The organism is Streptomyces sp. PL-25 (assembly GCF_058344915.1).
In genome coordinates, this window is the sequence record NZ_CP136997.1 from 722,980 (window position 1) to 740,326 (window position 17,347).

General features: G+C 73.3%; 14 protein-coding genes. 7 read left to right on the forward strand and 7 right to left on the reverse strand.

Features of this window, described 5'->3' with window-relative positions:
- Positions 1-20 precede the first annotated feature (20 nt).
- Positions 21-365, forward strand: a complete 345-nt coding sequence (locus R4Z62_RS03125; RefSeq protein WP_491519056.1) for a VOC family protein — start codon at positions 21-23, stop codon at positions 363-365.
- A gap of 24 nt (positions 366-389) precedes the next feature.
- On the opposite strand, the gene R4Z62_RS03130 is transcribed toward R4Z62_RS03125, so the two are convergent.
- From R4Z62_RS03130 to R4Z62_RS03140, 3 genes are all read right to left on the reverse strand, one after another.
- Positions 390-794, reverse strand: coding sequence for an SseB family protein (locus R4Z62_RS03130; RefSeq protein ID WP_018570864.1), 405 nt, complete (start codon positions 792-794; stop codon positions 390-392).
- A 434-nt stretch (positions 795-1,228) separates the two neighbouring features.
- On the reverse strand, positions 1,229-2,746 hold the full coding sequence (gene glpK / locus R4Z62_RS03135) for a glycerol kinase GlpK (RefSeq protein ID WP_491519057.1): 1,518 nt from the start codon (positions 2,744-2,746) through the stop codon (positions 1,229-1,231).
- Between the two features lie 85 nt (positions 2,747-2,831).
- Positions 2,832-3,599 (reverse strand): IclR family transcriptional regulator, encoded by a 768-nt coding sequence (locus R4Z62_RS03140; protein WP_491519058.1) that lies wholly within the window; start codon positions 3,597-3,599, stop codon positions 2,832-2,834.
- A 149-nt stretch (positions 3,600-3,748) separates the two neighbouring features.
- Here R4Z62_RS03140 and R4Z62_RS03145 point away from each other — a divergent pair, with 149 nt between their 5' ends.
- A complete protein-coding gene (locus R4Z62_RS03145; protein WP_064531289.1) occupies positions 3,749-4,174 on the forward strand; it encodes an ATP-binding protein in 426 nt (141 codons plus the stop codon).
- Positions 4,175-4,269: 95 nt separating this feature from the next.
- Here the strand turns inward: R4Z62_RS03145 and R4Z62_RS03150 are convergent, their stop codons facing one another.
- Entirely contained in the window at positions 4,270-4,785 is a 516-nt protein-coding gene (locus R4Z62_RS03150) for a GNAT family N-acetyltransferase (protein WP_355484875.1), read from the reverse strand.
- A 168-nt stretch (positions 4,786-4,953) separates the two neighbouring features.
- On the opposite strand from R4Z62_RS03150, the gene R4Z62_RS03155 reads away from it, so the two are divergent.
- Positions 4,954-5,760, forward strand: a complete 807-nt coding sequence (locus R4Z62_RS03155) for a thioesterase family protein (protein ID WP_064531291.1) — start codon at positions 4,954-4,956, stop codon at positions 5,758-5,760.
- 75 nt (positions 5,761-5,835) lie between these two features.
- On the opposite strand, the gene R4Z62_RS03160 is transcribed toward R4Z62_RS03155, so the two are convergent.
- The 3 genes from R4Z62_RS03160 to R4Z62_RS03170 form a co-directional block, all read right to left on the reverse strand.
- The gene (locus tag R4Z62_RS03160; RefSeq protein ID WP_491519059.1) at positions 5,836-6,666 is read right to left on the reverse strand and encodes a TIGR03943 family putative permease subunit; all 831 of its coding nucleotides are present in this window, start codon (positions 6,664-6,666) and stop codon (positions 5,836-5,838) included.
- The gene (locus tag R4Z62_RS03165) at positions 6,663-7,700 is read right to left on the reverse strand and encodes a permease (RefSeq protein ID WP_064531293.1); all 1,038 of its coding nucleotides are present in this window, start codon (positions 7,698-7,700) and stop codon (positions 6,663-6,665) included. The genes R4Z62_RS03160 and R4Z62_RS03165 overlap by 4 nt, the downstream gene beginning before the upstream one ends.
- A 356-nt stretch (positions 7,701-8,056) precedes the next feature.
- Positions 8,057-9,001 (reverse strand): MIP/aquaporin family protein, encoded by a 945-nt coding sequence (locus R4Z62_RS03170; protein WP_018570873.1) that lies wholly within the window; start codon positions 8,999-9,001, stop codon positions 8,057-8,059.
- A 398-nt stretch (positions 9,002-9,399) separates the two neighbouring features.
- Between R4Z62_RS03170 and R4Z62_RS03175 the strand changes: the two genes are divergently transcribed.
- From R4Z62_RS03175 to sbnB, 4 genes are read left to right on the forward strand one after another with little or no spacing between them, the layout of a single operon-like run.
- The gene (locus R4Z62_RS03175) at positions 9,400-11,943 is read left to right on the forward strand and encodes a Pls/PosA family non-ribosomal peptide synthetase (RefSeq protein WP_491519060.1); all 2,544 of its coding nucleotides are present in this window, start codon (positions 9,400-9,402) and stop codon (positions 11,941-11,943) included.
- A gap of 14 nt (positions 11,944-11,957) precedes the next feature.
- Positions 11,958-15,221 carry a non-ribosomal peptide synthetase gene (locus tag R4Z62_RS03180; RefSeq protein ID WP_491519061.1) on the forward strand — a complete coding sequence of 1,088 codons (3,264 nt, stop codon included), beginning with the start codon at positions 11,958-11,960 and terminating at the stop codon, positions 15,219-15,221.
- 33 nt (positions 15,222-15,254) lie between these two features.
- On the forward strand, positions 15,255-16,259 hold the full coding sequence (locus R4Z62_RS03185) for a TauD/TfdA family dioxygenase (RefSeq protein WP_491519062.1): 1,005 nt from the start codon (positions 15,255-15,257) through the stop codon (positions 16,257-16,259).
- Positions 16,256-17,344, forward strand: a complete 1,089-nt coding sequence (gene sbnB / locus R4Z62_RS03190; protein WP_064531297.1) for a 2,3-diaminopropionate biosynthesis protein SbnB — start codon at positions 16,256-16,258, stop codon at positions 17,342-17,344. The genes R4Z62_RS03185 and sbnB overlap by 4 nt, the downstream gene beginning before the upstream one ends.
- The last annotated feature ends 3 nt before the right edge of the window (positions 17,345-17,347 follow it).

Below are 17,347 nucleotides of genomic sequence, written 5' to 3' on the forward strand. Positions count from 1 at the left end.
CCGACACCGAGGAGCACACCATGACCGAAGGACTCAGGACGATCATCTACCCCGTCAAGGACCTCGAGCGGGCCAAGCCGCTGTTCCGCGCGCTGCTGGGGGTCGAGCCGTACGCCGACGAGCCCTACTACGTCGGTTTCAAGGCGGCCGGCCAGGACATCGGTCTCGATCCGAGCGGCCACGCCAAGGGCATGACGAGTCCGGTGCCGTACTGGCACGTGGACGACATCCGGGAGCGGCTCGCGGCCCTGCTGGCGGCGGGCGGCGAGCTGCTCCAGGACGTGCAGGAGGTGGGCGGCGGCCGGAGCATCGCCTCGGTCAAGGACCCCGACGGCAACCTCGTCGGACTCGTCCAGGACGCGTGAGCGCCGGCCGCCGGGCCCCCGGGGTCAGGCCCGGGTGCCCAGCAGGGTGCGCACCCCTTCCGAGGTGAGCGTCAGACCGTGCGGCGAGCTGGCGTCTATCGTGAGCGACAGATCGTCGGCGGGCCACTGGGACGCGAGGGCGCCCAGGGGCACCAGCCGGTAGCGGGAGATGAAGGGCAGCAGCTCGGACATCTCCAGTTCCGAGGTGAACACCGGGACCACGGGCACCCCGCCCGGCTGTTCCAGGACGGGCAGCGCCACCGCCGAGGGATCGGTGGCGTCCTCGTCGCTCACGTCGTCCGGCACGGGAACCAGCACGTCGCTGCCGGCCAGTGTGTCCAGTGCCCCGGTGTCCTCGGCGTTCTCGGCGAGCACGTCCAGCGCCTGCTGGGCGGGCGTGGCGGTGTTGTCGTTCGCGGGTGTCTCCATGGCGGGTTCCCTGGTCGCGGCGGTGATCGGTCGGGGATCCGGCGGGGCGCGGCGGCCCCGGCACGGTTCTGCTCGCGTACCCGACCAGCCCCCGCGCAACCGTCCCGCCCCGCCCTTCTCACCTCCGGCCCGCACGGGAACGCCTCACCCTTCTCCGCCTCGGGTCGCACGGGAGGCCCCCGACGGCCTCGCCTCCGGTCCGCACGGCCCCCCGCGACGGCCTCGCCTCCGGTCCGCACGGCCCCCCGCGACGGCCTCGTCTCCGGCCCGCACGGCGACTCCCCCCACGGCGTGCACGAGGGCTCTCCGCGAGCTGTGGCGCGGAGAGCCCAGGGGGGCTCACTTCCGAACCCCGGAGCCTCCGGGTAACCACGCGCGGCGTGCCGATGCGCCGCATCCGGCGGGGACCGGCCGCGGCGGGCGGGCCGGGCGGGTCAGCGGGTGTCGCCGCGGGGGCGGACCCAGTCGAGGGACCGCTCGACGGCCCGCTGCCAGCTCTCGTACTCCCAGGCACGCCGCTCGGGGTCCATGGCCGGCAGCCACTGGCCGGCCCGGTGCCAGTTGTCGCGCAGGACCTCCAGGTCGGACCAGTAGCCGACGGCGAGTCCCGCGGCGTAGGCCGCGCCGAGCGAGACCGTCTCGGCCACCAGGGGCCGCACCACCGGCACGTCGAGCACATCGGCGAGCAGCTGCATCAGCAGATGGTCGGAGGTCATGCCGCCGTCCACCTTGAGCCGGCGCAGCGCGAGCCCGGAGTCGGCGTTCATGGCGTCGACGACCTCCCGGGTCTGCCAGGCGGTCGCCTCCAGCACGGCGCGGGCCAGATGGCCCTTGGTGATGTACGACGTGAGGCCGACGACGACTCCCCGGGCGTCGCTGCGCCAGTGGGGCGCGAACAGGCCGGAGAACGCGGGGACGATGTAGCAGCCGCCGTTGTCCTCCACCGTGCGGGCCAGCGTCTCGATCTCGGGGGCGCTGCCGATCAGGCCGAGCCGGTCGCGGAACCACTGCACCAGGGAGCCGGTGACGGCCATGGGCCCTTCGAGGGCGTAGACGGTGGGCTCGCCCGCGATCTTGTAGGCGACGGTGGTGAGCAGGCCGTGGCGGGAGCGGACCAGGTCGGTGCCGGTGTTCATGAGCAGGAAGCTGCCGGTGCCGTAGGTGCACTTGGCCTCGCCGGGCGAGAAGCAGGTCTGGCCGAACAGGGCGGCCTGCTGGTCGCCGAGCGCGGCGGTGATGCGGACGCCGGGGAGCAGCGCGCGGGCCTCGCCGTAGCTCTCGGCGGAGGAGCGGATCTCGGGCAGCAGGGCGCGCGGGACGCCGAAGAAGTCGAGCAGTTCCGGGTCCCAGGTCAGGGTGCGGATGTTGACGAGCATGGTGCGCCCGGCGTTGGTGGGGTCGGTGATGTGCAGACCGCCGTCGGTGCCGCCGGTGAGGTTCCAGATCAGCCAGCTCTCCATCGTGCCGAACAGCACCTCGCCGCTGCGGGCGCGCTCCTCCAGGCCCTCCGTGTGGTCGAAGAGCCAGCGGATGCGGGGCGCGGAGAAGTAGGTGGAGGGGGGCAGGCCGCAGCGGTCGAGGAAGAACTCGTCGCCGGGCCGGTCGCGGAGCGCGTCGACCAGCGGTGCCGTGCGGGTGTCCTGCCAGACGACGGCCCGGCCCAGCGGCTCGCCGGTCCCGCGGTCCCACAGCACCGTCGTCTCCCGCTGGTTGGCGATGCCGATGGCGGCGATCATGCCCGCGTCGGCCCCGGCGCTCTCCAGCGCCTCGGGGACGACGCGCTGGACGTTGCGCCAGATCTCCACGGCGTCGTGCTCGACCCAGCCGGGCCGCGGGAAGTACTGCTGGTGTTCCCGCTGGGCGACCGAGCACAGCCGTCCGCGGCGGTCGAACAGGATGCACCGCGTGGACGTGGTGCCCTGGTCGATGGACATCACATACCGGTCAACCATGGTCGGGCCTGCCTTCCGATGCGTCGCGCGGGTGCGGGTCCTGCCGGGCCGTCTGCGGCGGCCTCGCACGGAGACCTGCCCGGATCTACCAGCGGGCCGCCCCCAGGTCCCGGGAGATCGCCCGCGCGGCCTCCCGGAGCAGGGCGACCAGCGCGGGCCGCGGCGTGCCCCTGGGATCGCAGATCCGTTCGACCGGGCCGGAGAGGCAGACGGCGCCCACCACGAGGCCGCCGTGCCCGCGGATGGGAGCGGCGACCCCGGCGTCCCCCATGGCCATCTCCTGCACCTCGGCCCCCCAGCCGACCTCGCGGATCGCGACGAGCGCCCGGTCCAGATCCGCGCGGTCCACGAGGGTGTGCCGGGTGTAGGCGGCCAGTCCGTCCGCGGGCAGCGGGCCGAGGGTGGCCGCGCCGAAGGCCAGCAGGACCTTGCCCAGCGAGGAGGCGTGCAGCGGCAGCAGCGCGCCCACGTCCAGGGTCTGGAGGGTGTCGTCGGGCCGGAACACATGGTGGATGATCAGGACCTGGCCCTCCAGCGGGGTGCCCAGCCGGACCGCCTCACCGCTGCGGGCGGCCAGGGCGTCGGCCCAGTTGATGGCGCGCGAGCGGAGTTCGTTGACGTCGAGGTAACTGGTACCCAGATGCAGCAGTGCCGCTCCGAGCTGGTATTTTCCGGTGGTCTCGTCCTGCTCGACGAAGTCCACGTGCTGAAGGGTGCGCAGGATGCCGTGAGCGGTTCCCTTGGCCAGCCCGAGGGAGGACGCCACTTCGCCGAGCCCCAGCCTGCGGGGCCCTCCGGCGAGGAGGCGCAGGATCGCCGCGGCTCGTTCGATCGACTGGACGGGTCCGGCCATGGGGCGATATTAGTCCTGTTTGCCCCGCTCAGGACTGTCGTTCGGCAATGCCGACCGCTGTTCATTGACCTGCGGGGCATTCGTTCCTTAGCGTGACATGTCGCGTCGGGTGGGGTCGAAGCCCGGGGCAGGTCCGAGGAGGAGGGCACATGACCGTAGCGCAGCTCGACGCAGCGCCCCACGGGGAAGTCGACCACGCCTTCCCCCTGCTGCACACGCCCGGTGCCGTGTCGGCGGTACGCCGCCGTGTGCACCGGCTGCTGGGCGGCTGGAACCTGCCCGCCGAGGCCGCCGACGACGTGCTCCTGGTCGTGTCGGAGCTGGTCACCAACGCGCTCGTGCACGCCAGGCCGCCCGCGACGCTGCGGCTGTGGCGCGTCCCGGTCGACGGCCACGGCGCCGTCCACGTCGAGGTGAGCGACCTCGGCCCGGCGGCTCCGCCCACCCCCGGCTCGGCGCCCGACCCCGACGAGCACGGCCGCGGTCTCGGCATCGTCACCGCGCTCTCCGCCCGCTGCGGCGTCCGGGCGGACCGGACCGGGACCAGCCGCTGGGCCGAGGTCCTCGCCGGCTGAAACTCGCTCTCGGTCCTGGACCCACTCGGTCCGGGACCCGCGCGCCTCCGGATCCGCACGGCCCGCGCACCGCCCCCGGCACGGGCCCTCCCGGGTCAGCCGGCCGTCAGATCGGTCCGCGGGTCGATCACCCAGTGGTTGCCGCGCAGCACCCGGCCCGCGAACGGCACGTCGCACGCGCCGAGCAGCCGGAAGCCGAGGGAGCGGCAGATGCCGTTCGAGGGCGCGTTGTCCGTCGCGGGGAACGCGTGCACCAGACCCCAGCGGTCCTCGTCGCGCGCCCGTTCGAGCAGCAGCCGGGCCGCGCGCCCGCCCAGGCCACGCCCCTGGAACTCGGGCAGCACCATCCAGCCGATCTCGGAGACCGGGCCGTCGGCCGTGCCGTGGGACCAGATGGTCACCGACCCGGCGACCGCCTCCGGGCCGCGGGAGCCGGGGACGATCATCTTGATCCAGGCGGTGTCCGCCGCCGCCTCCGCGGCGTCCCGGCGCACCTTGTCCGCCATTCCGGCGGCCGGCAGCGGTCCGCCGAGCCCGGCCGTCATCTCCGGGTCGCACCGCATACGGAGGTACGCGCCCACGTCGTCCTCGGTCACGTCGCGCAGGTGCACGGAGTCCTCCCCGGTGGTGGCCGCATCGGGGCACCCTGCCGCAGGGCGGGTACCGCCGTCCGTGTCATGCTGCCCCGTGTCCGTCCCGCGCGCACCCGGTTCCCGGTACGGAGCCGGCCGGCGCGGGCGCGGAGCGAGAGTGAGGCACAGACCGAGGGAAGGCGTCCGTTGAACACCGGCAGCACGGCACCCGACAGCTACTACGTCCGCACCGACGAGCACCGTTTCAAGCCGACCGCCCACGCGAGCGGGGCCTGGGACGAGACGGAGCTGCACTTCAGTCCGCTCGGGGGCCTCGTGGTCCACGCGATCGAGGGGTATCTGGCGGACCGGGGGCCGGGCGGGCTGCTGCTGTCACGGATCAGCTACGACATCCTGGGCCGGCTGGCCCTGGAAGAGTGCGAGATCCAGGTGGAGACCGTCCGGCCGGGGCGGACCATCGAGCTGCTGGAGGCCGTGGTGAGTGTCGCCGGGCGCCCGGTGGTGCGGGCGCGGGCCTGGCTGCTCGCCCCGCAGGACACCACGGGCGTCGAGGGCGGCGCCGACGACCGGCTCACCCCGCCCGAGCGGCTCGCCCCGTGGCCGATGGCCGACCACTGGCCCGGCGGCTACATCGCCTCCCTCGACGTACGCCCGCTCGCCCCGCCGCGGCCGGGCCGCGCCACCGCCTGGGTCTCCACCCCGCTCGCCCTGGTGGCCGGCGAGCCCAGCTCCCCGCTCGCCTCCTACCTGGCCCTGGTGGACACGGCGAACGGCATCGCCGTACGGGAGTCGCCCAAGGAGTGGATCTTCCCCAACGTCGATCTGACCGTGCATCTGCACCGCCGTCCCGAGGGCCGCTGGACCGGCCTGGACACCACCGTCGTCTTCGGTCCCACGGGCCAGGGCGTCACCAGCACGGTCCTGCACGATGTGCACGGTCCGGTCGGGCACGCCCAGCAGATCCTGACCGTACGGCCGCGGCCGGGCGCCTGACCACGGGCCACGGGCCCGGGGCCCTGCCCGTCCGCCCGTCCGCCCGTCTGTCCGTCAGCGCGACGGCACGATCCGTCAGCGCGACGGCACGAGCGGCAGGTCGTCCGTGTAGCCGTTGACCGGCCGGTCGATCGTCCGGACCGCGCGGGCGTCGAGCGCGGCCGCGGCCGACGCGGTGCCCAGGGTGCCGCCCGGGTGCCAGGTGCCGGTCACCGAGACCCAGGTGTTCGCGGGCGGGGCGGCCCCGTGGACGCGCACCTTCACGGACTGGGCGTCCGCCGCGCAGCAGTTCAGGATGATCCGGGTGAGGTACCAGCTGTCCCGGTGCCCCTTGTCCGGCGTGACGAACCCGGTCAGCAGGACCGTACGGCCGCGGACGGCCTGGGTGCGGTCCTGCTGCACCCGGCGGGTGAAGTCGCTGAGTGTCAGCGGGAGCGGCGAGGTCGCGGGCAGCGGGTCGAAGCTGCTCTGCCGGTCGACGGCCCGGGGCGCCTCGCGGGAGGCGGTATACGCGCCGAGGGCGGGCGGGGCCCAGAAGAGCAGGCTCAGGGCGGGCAGGTACAGCAGCCAGGCGACGCGCGGCGCCCGGGAGTGGTCGTGCCCGTGACCGCTCCCGGCCCCGTGTTCGTGCCCATGCCCATACCCATGCCCATGCCCATGCCCATGCCCGTGCTCGGGCTCGGGCTCGGGCTCGGGCTCGTCGTGCGTCGCCCCGTCATGTCCCGTACGCCGCTTCGAGGGCCATGCCTCCGCGACGCCCAGCAGGAGCAGCAGCACCCCGGAGGCGATCAGCAGGGGCCGCATGCCCTCCTTCACATAGCGCAGGAAGAGGTCGGTGAAGAGCGAGGCGTGCAGCAGGCCGAGTCCGCTGAGGACGAGCAGGGCCACCTGGAACGGGCGTCTCACAGCAGGAATCCTCCGACGAGCGTGCTGCACACGACGGCGACGACGGCGGTCGCGGTGGAGAAGCGCGCCGCGAACGCCTTTCCGAAGGTGCCCGCCTGAAGCGCGATCAGCTTGAGGTCGACCATCGGGCCGACCACCATGAACGTCAGCCGGGCCAGCGGCGAGAACCCGGTGAGCGAGGCCGCGACGAACGCGTCGGCCTCCGAGCACACCGCGAGCAGCACGGCGAGCCCGGCGAGGAACAGCACCGAGAGCCAGGGCGAGCCGGAGAACGTGTCGAGCACGGTGCGCGGCACCGCCACATTGAAGGTGGCCGCCGCCATGGCGCCAAGCACCAGGAAGCCGCCGGCGTGCAGGAAGTCGTGCTGGAAGCCGCGCCGGAACTCCGTCCAGCGGCTGTGTCCCGGCCGGTGGCCGGTGTGCCGGGCCGTCGGCCGCAGCCACTCCTCGCGGCCCAGGAAGAGCCAGAGCCAGCCCATCGCGGCGGCGGTGACCAGGGAGGCGACCAGCCGGGCCAGCACCATGGCGGGGTTCCCGGGGAAGGCGATCGCGGTGGCGGTCAGCACGACCGGGTTGACCGCCGGGGCGGAGAGCAGGAAGGCGAAGGCGGCGGCCGGGGTCACCCCCCGGTTGATCAGGCTGCCCGCGACCGGCACGGAGGCGCATTCGCAGCCCGGCAGGACGACGCCGGCGATCCCGGCCACCGGGACGGCGAGCGCGGGCCGCCGGGGCAGTACGCGGCTGAACACCCGGTCCGGCACGAAGGCGTTGATGGCGCCGGACAGGACGGTGCCGAGCAGCAGGAAGGGCGTGGCCTGCACGGTGACGGCGAGGCAGACGGTCCGCCATGCCTCCAGCGCCTGCCCGTCCGACCAGCGGCCCACGGCGAAGACCACCGCTCCGGGCAGGACGGCCGCGCCCAGCAGCAGGAGCGGCCAGGACCGCGGCAGACCGCGCGCGGCCCGTTCCCCGGCGCCCGGCGGCGGCGCCGGTGGCGCCTGCGCCTCCTGGTCCCGTACGTCTGTGTTCTGCATCCCCGGCTCCGAACCTCGCTGTGTGCGCACGAACATAGCGGGCCCCGGCCCCCGCCCCGGGTACGGGACGCGCCGGGAGGCGGGCCGGCGGCGGCCCGGTCATCCGTGCGGCGAGGCCGGGCCCGAGGACGCGCTCCCCCGGCGGCGGGGTCGCCGTGCCCCGGCTCGCGCCGGCCGCCCCGCCCCGCCCCGCCCCGCCCCCCGGGAGCCTTCACGGATTCTTCACTCGGCAAGGACGCCGTCAAGGACGCCTCCGGCAACCGGTTCCGGTTCTCCGCCGACCACTACCTGAAGCCCGGGGACCACGTGACGCCGCGCGGCGGCAAGGGCACCGAGTCCGGCGCCGAGAACGTGGCCTACTCCTCGTCGGAGGCGGAACCCCGGGTGCGGCCGACCTCGGGGAGTTCGTCCTGCTGGGCGCGGATGTGCAGGATGTCGCCGATGAACAGGTCGTAGACGAGGACGCCGACCACGCCGCCGACCAGCGGCCCGACGATGGGCACCCACCAGTAGGCGCTGTACGAGCCGGGTTCGGTGCCCGGCAGTGCCAGGTCTCCCCAGCCGGCGAAGAACGTGAACAGCCGGGGTCCGAAGTCGCGGGCCGGGTTGATGGCGTAACCGGCGTTGGCCCCGTAGGACATGCCGACGGCCGCCACGGCGAAGCCGATCACGAGCGGGCCGAGGTTCGCCTTCACGGCGGTGTTGCGCAGGTCGACGATGGCCACGATCAGCATGACCAGCAGCGACGTGCCGACGATCTGGTCCACCAGCGGCCCCCAGTAGCCGCCGTGGAAGTAGGGCGCCGGGAACGTGCCGAAGATGGAGAAGGACGCGACGGTGTGCCCGTGCGTCTTCGGCCCCTTCATGGCCTGGTCGAAGGTGTTGATGGCGTCGTGGTAGACCGCGTACACCAGGGCGGCGCCGACGAAGGCGCCCACCACCTGCGAGAGCCAGTACGGCAGCACCTTGGACCAGGGGAACTTCCGCCGGACCGCGAACGCCAGCGTCACCGCCGGGTTGAGGTGGGCGCCGCTGACCCCGCCCGCCACATACACACCGAAGACCACGGCGAACGCCCAGCCCCAGGTGATGAGGAGCCAGTCGCCCGCGCCCAGGAAGAAGGTCGTGGGCCCCTCGGTGCGGCCGGAGCCGGGCAGCGCGGCGACCGCCATCGCGACCACACCGCAGCCGAAGGCGATAAGGACCAGGGTCCCCAGGAACTCCGCCAGGCACTCGCCCCACAGGCCCCCGCGACGCCTCAGGCGGGAGGGCGCGACCAGGGGCGGGATCTCTACGGCCATATCGGCCCCCTCGACGAACGGTCCGGCACGGTCCAGCAGGGAGCCCGACCGCGCTGCTGCCCGGTCACGGCCCCGCGTCTCAGCTCAGTCTGCGCGTCCGCACTCTCGGGGGCCACTCGACTCGGCGCGCGGCGCCCGGCCCCGGAGTCCGCCACCGTCCCGGAGACCGCGCACCGCCCCCATACGGGTGATCCTTTGGGTGCCCCACGGCGCGCCTGAGCCGCCTGAACACCGGCGCGCGGGGCGTCGGCCGAGACATCGGCGCACCGGATCCGAGTGGCAGGCGCGCGCACACGGCACAAGACTGATCCATGGTTTCGTGATCAGGCGAAAACGCACGGTCTCGGGGACCGGCCACCCCTGGCCGACGGTTTTCGACCTTTCCTCAGGGAGCTCGCATGGTGGAGAAGTCTGCCGACATACTGATGCCCGGTCCTGACGAATCCGCGCTCACCCGGCACGGAAAAGCAGAACCGGACACCGCAGACACCGCAGACACCGAAAGGGAACTCGCGGGCATCCTCGCGGACGTCGTGCACGCCGACCGAATACACGCCGAGAGTCACTTCTTCACCGACCTCGGCGCCAACTCGCTCGTCATGGCGCAGTTCTGCGCGCGGGTGCGGAAACACCCTCAACTGCCGTCGGTGTCCATGAAGGACATCTACCGGCACCCCACCCTCCGCGAACTGGCCGCTGCGCTGGTCGCGGCGGCGCCCGCGCCCACCGCCGCACCGCCCCCGGACCCGTCGTCCACCGCCCCGGCCGCGCACCCCGAGCACCCCGCGCCCGCCGCGCCCCGGCGCGCACCGGGTCCCGTGCTGTGCGGAACGCTCCAGACGCTGATATTCCTCGGCTATTCCTTCGTCATCGGCATGGTCACCGCCCAGGCCTATGAATGGGTGGCCGCCGCTTCGGGTCTCGCCCACATCTATCTGCGGTCGTTCCTGTGCGGCACGATCGGTTTCCTCGCCCTGTGCGCCTTTCCCGTCCTGGTGAAATGGGTTCTCGTCGGCCGGTGGAAACCACAGGATTTCCCGGTGTGGAGCATGGCGTACCTGCGCTTCTGGCTCGTCAAATCACTGCTCCACGCCAATCCGATGGTGCTCTTCGTCGGCAATCCGCTGTACGTGATGTATCTGCGGGCGCTCGGCGCGCGCATCGGGAAGGACGTCACGATCCTCTCCCGGTCCGTGCCGGTCTGCACCGACCTGCTCACCGTCGGCGCCGGCACGGTGATCCGCAACGACGCCGTCTTCCTCGGCTACCGGGCGCACGCGGGCCGCATCCGCACCGGCAGCGTCACCCTGGGCCGGGACGTCTTCGTCGGCGAGAAGACCGTGCTCGACATCGACACGGTCATGGGCGACGGCTCCCAGCTCGGCCACGCCTCCGCGCTCTACCCGGGCCAGCACGTCCCGGCCGGCGAGCGGCGGCACGGCTCTCCGGCCCAGCCGACCGACGTCGACCACATACGCGTCCCGCCCGCCCGCTGCGGCACCCTGCGCCGGGCCGGGTTCGCGACCACCACCCTGCTCCAGCTCTTCCTGCTCTATCTGCCGCTCGCGGTGGGCGGCGTCTACATGCTGTTCGCCGAGGTGCCGGTGCTCAGCAAGCGCCTGGCCGCGGAGACCCGGGGCACGACGGCGGGGGAGATCGTCGCCGACACCCTGCTCGTGTCCACGGTGCTGTACTGCGGCGGCATCGTCCTGGGCGTGCTCGCCCTGTGCACCGTGCCGCGGCTGCTGCGCCGACTGGTCAGACCGGACCGGGTGTACCCGCTCTACGGCTTCCACTACGCCGCGCACCGGATGATGGCGACCCTCACCAACATCAGGTTCTTCACCTGGCTGTTCGGGGACAGCTCCTACATCGTCCCCTATCTGCGCGGCATCGGGTACGACCTCGACCGGGTGGAGCAGACCGGCTCGAACTTCGGCACCGAGGTGCAGCACCAGTCCCCGTTCCTGGTGTCCGTGGGCAGCGGCACGATGGTCGCCGACGGCCTGTCCGTCCTCAACGCCGACTACTCCAGCACGTCCTTCCGGACCAGCCGGGCCGCGATCGGCGCGCACAACTTCCTCGGCAACAACATCGCCTTCCCGGCCGGTGCCCGCACCGGCGACAACTGCCTGCTGGCGACGAAGGTGATGGTGCCGCTCGACGGGGAGGTGAGGGAGGGCGTCGGACTGCTCGGCTCCCCCTGCTTCGAGATCCCGCGGACGGTGGAGCGCGACGCGCGGTTCGACCATCTGCGCAGCGGCGACGCGCTGCACCGCGGCCTGGCCGCCAAGAACCGCTACAACCTGCGGTCCATGGCCCTGCACCTGGTGGTGCGCTGGCTGCACACCACGGTGCTCACCGCGTTCGGTCTCGTCTCGGTCGGCCTGTACGGCGCGCTGGGCCACCTCGTGATCGGCGCCTATCTGGCCGTCACGCTCCTCGTCACCACCGCGTACAACATCCTGCTGGAGCGCTGCCTGACCCGGTTCCGCGCGCTGCGCCCGCAGCTGTGCTCCATCTACGACCCGTACTTCTGGTGGCACGAGCGGCTGTGGAAGGTCCCGGACCACTATCTGGCCGTGTTCAACGGCACCCCGTACAAGGCGCTGATCTGGCGGCTGACCGGGGTGCGCATCGGGCGGCGGGTCTTCGACGACGGCTGCTTCATCACCGAGCGGACGCTGACCGCCATCGGCGACGACTGCACGCTCAACGCCGGCAGCAAGATCCAGTGCCACTCGCAGGAGGACGGCACGTTCAAGTCCGAGCACACCACGCTCGGCGCGGGCGTCACCCTCGGCATCGGCGCCCATGTGCACTACGGCGTGACGCTGGGCGACGGGGCCGTGCTGGCGCCCGACTCCTTCCTGATGAAGGGCGAGGAAGTCCCCGCGCACGCGGAGTGGGGCGGTAACCCCGCCGCTCCGGCGGCGAACTGAGGAAGGGTCATTCGATGGGAGCGCTCGTGGCAGCGGACAGGGACTTCTGGACCGAGGTGCTGACCGCCGGTGGTTTCACCGCCGTCCCGCGGTGGGCGCCGCGGCCCCGGCCCGGCACGGCCGGACACGAGGAGCCGGTGCCGGACCGGGTGGCGCGCGCCGTGCGCGCCCTGGCCGCCGAACTCGGCGTGCCGGTCGGCGCGGTGCTGCTGGCCGCCCACGCCAAGGTGCTGGCCGCGCTCAGCGGCGAGCAGGACGTGGTGACCGGACGCGCCACCGGCGGGGGCGAACCGCTCCCCTGCCGGCTGACGGTCGCGCCGCGGACCTGGCGCGGCGTGGTGCGCGCCGCCCGCCGGGTCGAGGCCGACCTGCTGGCCCACCGTGACTTCCCGGTGCACGGGCTGCGCCGCGAACTGGGGCTGACCGGACCGGCGTACGAGGTGGTCTTCGACCCGGAGGACGCCCGCGGGGAGAGCCTGCACCGGGACGCGGTGCTCGCGGTCGGCTGCGCCGACCGTGCGGGACACATGGTGCTGCGGCTGCGGTACCGCACCGAGGTGCTGGACGCGGCGGCGGCGGCCCGGATCTGCGGCTACCACCTGACGGCGCTGCGGCTGATGGCCGCCGACGCGGACGCCGAGCACGCGCGGCAGAGCCTGCTGCCGGAGGCGGAGGTGCGCGAGCAGCTCGAAGGGCTCGCGGGACCGGAGCGCGCCCTGCCCGACGCGCGGGCGCACGAGCTGTTCGAGCAGCGGGTACGGGAGCGGCCCGAGGCCGTGGCCGCCGTGCACGGGAACGACTCGTGGACGTACGCCGAGCTGAACTCCCGCGCGAACCGGCTGGCGCGGGCCCTGCTGGCCCGCGATCCGGGGCCGGAGGGCGTGGTCGCGGTGGTCACCGAACGCACCCTGGACTGGCTGGCGTCGGTGCTCGCGGTGTTCAAGGCCGGCTGTGTCTATCTGCCCGTCGAGCCGCATTTCCCGGCCGGCCGGATCGCGGCGGCACTGTCCCGGGCCGGCTGCCGGCTCGTGCTGGCCGAGCCGGGCAGCACCGCCACCCTGGACGAGGCCCTGGCCTCGCTGCCGGACCCGGCCGAGAAGCTGATGCTGCCGGACGCGTACGCGGAGGGCCACGACGACGGCGACCCCGGCCTGGACATCGCGCCCGGCCGACTGGCGTACATCTACTTCACCTCCGGTTCCACGGGTGAGCCGAAGGGCGCGATGTGCGAGCACGCGGGCATGCTCAACCACCTGTTCGCCAAGATCGACGACCTGGAGATCGGGCCGGAGTCGGTGGTGGCGCAGACCGCCCCGCAGTGCTTCGACATCTCGCTGTGGCAGTTGCTGGCCGCGCTGCTGACCGGGGGGCGGACCCTGCTGGTGGAGCAGGAGGCGGTCCTGGACGTCGAGCGGTTCGTCGACACGCTGGAGCGCGGCCGGGTCGCGGTCGTCCAGGTCGTGCCCTCCTACCTGGAGGTGGTGGCGTCCTATCTGGAGCGGCGGCCGCGCGAACTGCCCGATCTGGCCTGTGTGTCGGTGACCGGCGAGGCGCTCAGGCACGAACTGGTCCAGCGCTGGTTCGCCCTGAAGCCGGACATCCCGCTGGTCAACGCGTACGGGCTGACCGAGACGTCGGACGACACCAACCACGAGATCCTGCGGGCCGTGCCGGAGCGGGTGCTGCTGGGCCGGCCGGTGAACAACGTGCGGGTCCTCGTCGTCGACGAGCACCTGGCACCGGTGCCGCTGGGCGCGCCCGGTCTGATCGCCTTCTCCGGGGTGTGCGTGGGCCGCGGCTACGTCAACGATCCCGAGCGCACCCGCGAGGCGTACCGGGAGGACCCGTACCGGCCCGGCGAGCGGCTCTATCTGGCCGGTGACTGGGGGCGCTGGCACCCCGGCGGCGCACTGGAGTTCCTCGGCCGCCGGGACAGCCAGGTCAAGATCCGCGGCTTCCGCATCGAGATCGGGGAGATCGAGAACACGCTGCTGCGCGCCCCCGGGGTGCGCGACGGCGCGGTCGTCGTCACCGAACTGCCGGGCCGGGGCGCGCATCTGGTGGCCTTCTACAGCGGACAGCCGCTGGAGGCGGAGGAGTTGCGGCGCACGCTCGGGGCCGCGCTGCCCGCGTACATGGTGCCCTCGGCCTTCCACTGGCAGGACGCCCTGCCGCTGACCGCCAACGGCAAGACCGACCGCAAGGCGCTGACCGCGCTGGCCGCGCGGCTGGCCGAGAAGGACACGGCGGACGGCGGCCCCGAGGACGCGCCGCGCACCGCCACCGAGCGCAGGCTCGCGGACACCTGGGCGCAGTTGCTGGGCCTGCCCCGCGAGCGGATCGGCCGCGGCGACCACTTCTTCGACTCCGGCGGCACCTCGCTGTCGGCGGTGAAGCTGACCATCGCCCTGGACCGGGCCGTGTCCCTCAAGGACATCACCCGCCATCCGGTGCTCGCCGACCTCGCCGCGCTGCTGGACGGCGCCGCGCACCGGCGCACGGAGTTGCTGCAACCGCTGTCGGCGGCCGGTGACACCGACGCGTGCGCGCTGGTGTGCTTCCCCTACGCGGGCGGCAACGCGGTGAACTTCCGGCCGCTGGCGAGCGCGCTGGCGGGCCGCGGCCCGGCGGTGTACGCGGTCGAGCTGCCCGGCCACGACCTGGCCGCCGCCGACGAGCCGTTCGCCCCGCTGGAGGAGGTCGCCGGGCAGGTGGCGGCGGAGATCCGCGGGCGCGGCACGCGCCAGGTCATGCTGTGGGGCCACTCCTCCGGGGCGGCCCTGGCCGTCGAGACGGCGCGGCGGCTGCACGAGGACGGCACGGTGGAGGTGGTACGGCTGTTCCTGGGCGCGCAGTTGCCGGGCACCGCCGCCGCCCGCACCGCCGCCGTCGAGGAGCTGTCCGGGCGGAGCAACGCCGAGATCGCCGCACGGCTGAGCGCGGACAGCGGCTACTCCGAGCTGGGCGAACTCGACGCGGACCACGCCGAGCACATCGGCGCCGCCTACCGGCACGACTGCGTCGCGGCGCACCGCTACTTCGCCGCCGCGCTGGACTCCCCCGAGGCGGCCCGGCTGGCCGTGCCGGTGACGGTGGTCCTCGCCGCCGACGACCCGCACACCGCCGGGCCGGCCGACCGCCACCGGGACTGGATGTTCCTGTCCGACCTGGTCGATCTGCACGAACTCACCGACGGGGGCCACTACTTCCCGCGCACCCGGCCGGACGCGGCGGCGCGGGCCGTCCTGGGCGCCGCCGAACTGCTGGCGTCCTCCTGATCCCGGCACCACGCCCGACGAAAGGAAACCGAGATGTCGTTCTCGTCCCCGGCGTCACTGCTGGAGGTGGAGTCGCGACCGGACCGGCCGCCGGTCCTGCGCGTCGAGCCGCCCGCCGACGCGGCCGCCTGGGCGTCCGCGTACCGGGAGGCCGTGCGCGCGCAGGTCACCGAGCACGGCGCGCTCGTGGTGCGGGGCCTGCCGCTCGGGGAACCGGAGCGGGTCCGGGCGGTGTTCACCGCGCTCGCCGGTGAACCCATGACGGAACGCGAGGCGTTCGCCCCCCGGCAGTCCTACGGGGGCGGGCTGTACTCGTCCACCGCCTGGCCGGACAACCAGCCGATGTGCATGCACCACGAGCTGAGCTACGCGCAGCGGGTCCCCTCGCTCATGCTGTTCGCCTGCCTCGCCGCGCCCGACCGGGGCGGGGCGACCGCGGTGGCGGACGCGGAGGAGGTGCTGCGGGCGCTGCCCGCGGCGCTGACCGAGCGGTTCGAGCGCGAGGGCTGGCTCCTCACCCGCAGCTACAACGACGAGATCGGGGCCTCGCTCGCCGAGTCGTTCGGCACCGAGGACCGCGAGACCGTGGAGAACTACTGCCGCGCCCACGGCATCGACTTCGAGTGGCGCGACGACGGCTCGCTGCGCACCCGGCAGCGCCGCAGCGCCGTCGTACGGCATCCGGTCACCGGCCGCCGCTGCTGGTTCAACCAGATCGCCTTCCTCAACGAGTGGACGCTGGCGCCGGAGGTGCGCGAGTACCTGGTCGACGAGTACGGCGCCGACGGGCTCCCCTTCAACACCCGCTACGGCGACGGGACTCCGATCGGCGAGGACGTCGTCCAGACGCTCAACGCCGTCTACGAGGAGCACACCCGCCGCGAGCCGTGGCAGGCCGACGATCTGCTGCTCGTCGACAACATCCGCACCGCGCACAGCCGGGAGCCGTTCACCGGCGAGCGGCAGGTGCTGGTGGCGATGGCCGAGCCGCGGCTGCTGGCCGACGGCGCCCCGACCCCGGAAGGAACACGGCGATGACCTCCGTGACGTCCCCCGCCACCGACTCCCCCACCGCCCGGCCCGGTCGTGTGCCGTCCTTCGCGGTGATCTCCGGCGCCCAGGTGCGGCAGGCGCTCCAGGGCCGCGAGCAGGAGATCACGGACCTGGTCGAGGCCACCTACCGGCTGCACGGCGAAGGGCAGACGGTCAACCCGCCGTCGTACTTCCTGCGCTTCCCGGACCGGCCCACCTCCCGGATCATCGCGCTGCCCGCCTCGGTCGGCGGGCGGGTGCGGGTGGACGGGCTGAAGTGGATCTCCAGCTTCCCGGAGAACGTCGCGGCCGGGGTGCCGCGGGCGTCGGCGGTGCTGATCCTCAACGACCACGACACGGGCTATCCGTTCGCGTGCCTGGAGAGCTCCATCATCAGCGCCACCCGGACAGCGGCCTCGGCGGCGCTGGCCGCGGACCGGCTCACCCGCACCAGGACCCGGCCCACCCGGGTCGGTTTCTTCGGCACGGGACTGATCGCCCGGTACATCCACACGTTTCTCGCCGGCACCGGCTGGAGCTTCGACACGGTCGGCGTGTACGACGTGTCGGCCGACAGCACGGCGGGCTTCTGCGGCTATCTGCGCCAGGCCACGGCCGACGCGCCGGGCGGGCGGGACGCGCGGATCACCGTGCACGACAGCCCGGAGGAGCTGATCCGCTCCAGCGACCTGGTGGTCTTCGCGACCGTGGCGGGCGCACCGCATGTCAGCGACCCGTCCTGGTTCGCGCACCATCCGGTGGTCCTGCATGTGTCGCTGCGCGACCTGGATCCCCGGATCCTGCTGGAGGCGGCCAACTTCGTCGACGACGTCGAGCACTGCCTGAAGGCGGACACCTCGCCGCATCTGGCCGAACAGCTCACCGGTGGGCGGGACTTCCTGGACGGCACGCTCGACGACGTGCTGACCGGCCGGGTGGAGCCGCCGGGCGACCGGACCGTGGTCTTCTCCCCGTTCGGTCTCGGTGTCCTCGACCTCGCCGTCGGCGGTTACGTCCACGACGAGGTGGCTCGGGCCGGGAATCTGCATGTCGTCGACGACTTCTTCCACGAGCTGCGCCGGTACGGCTGATCG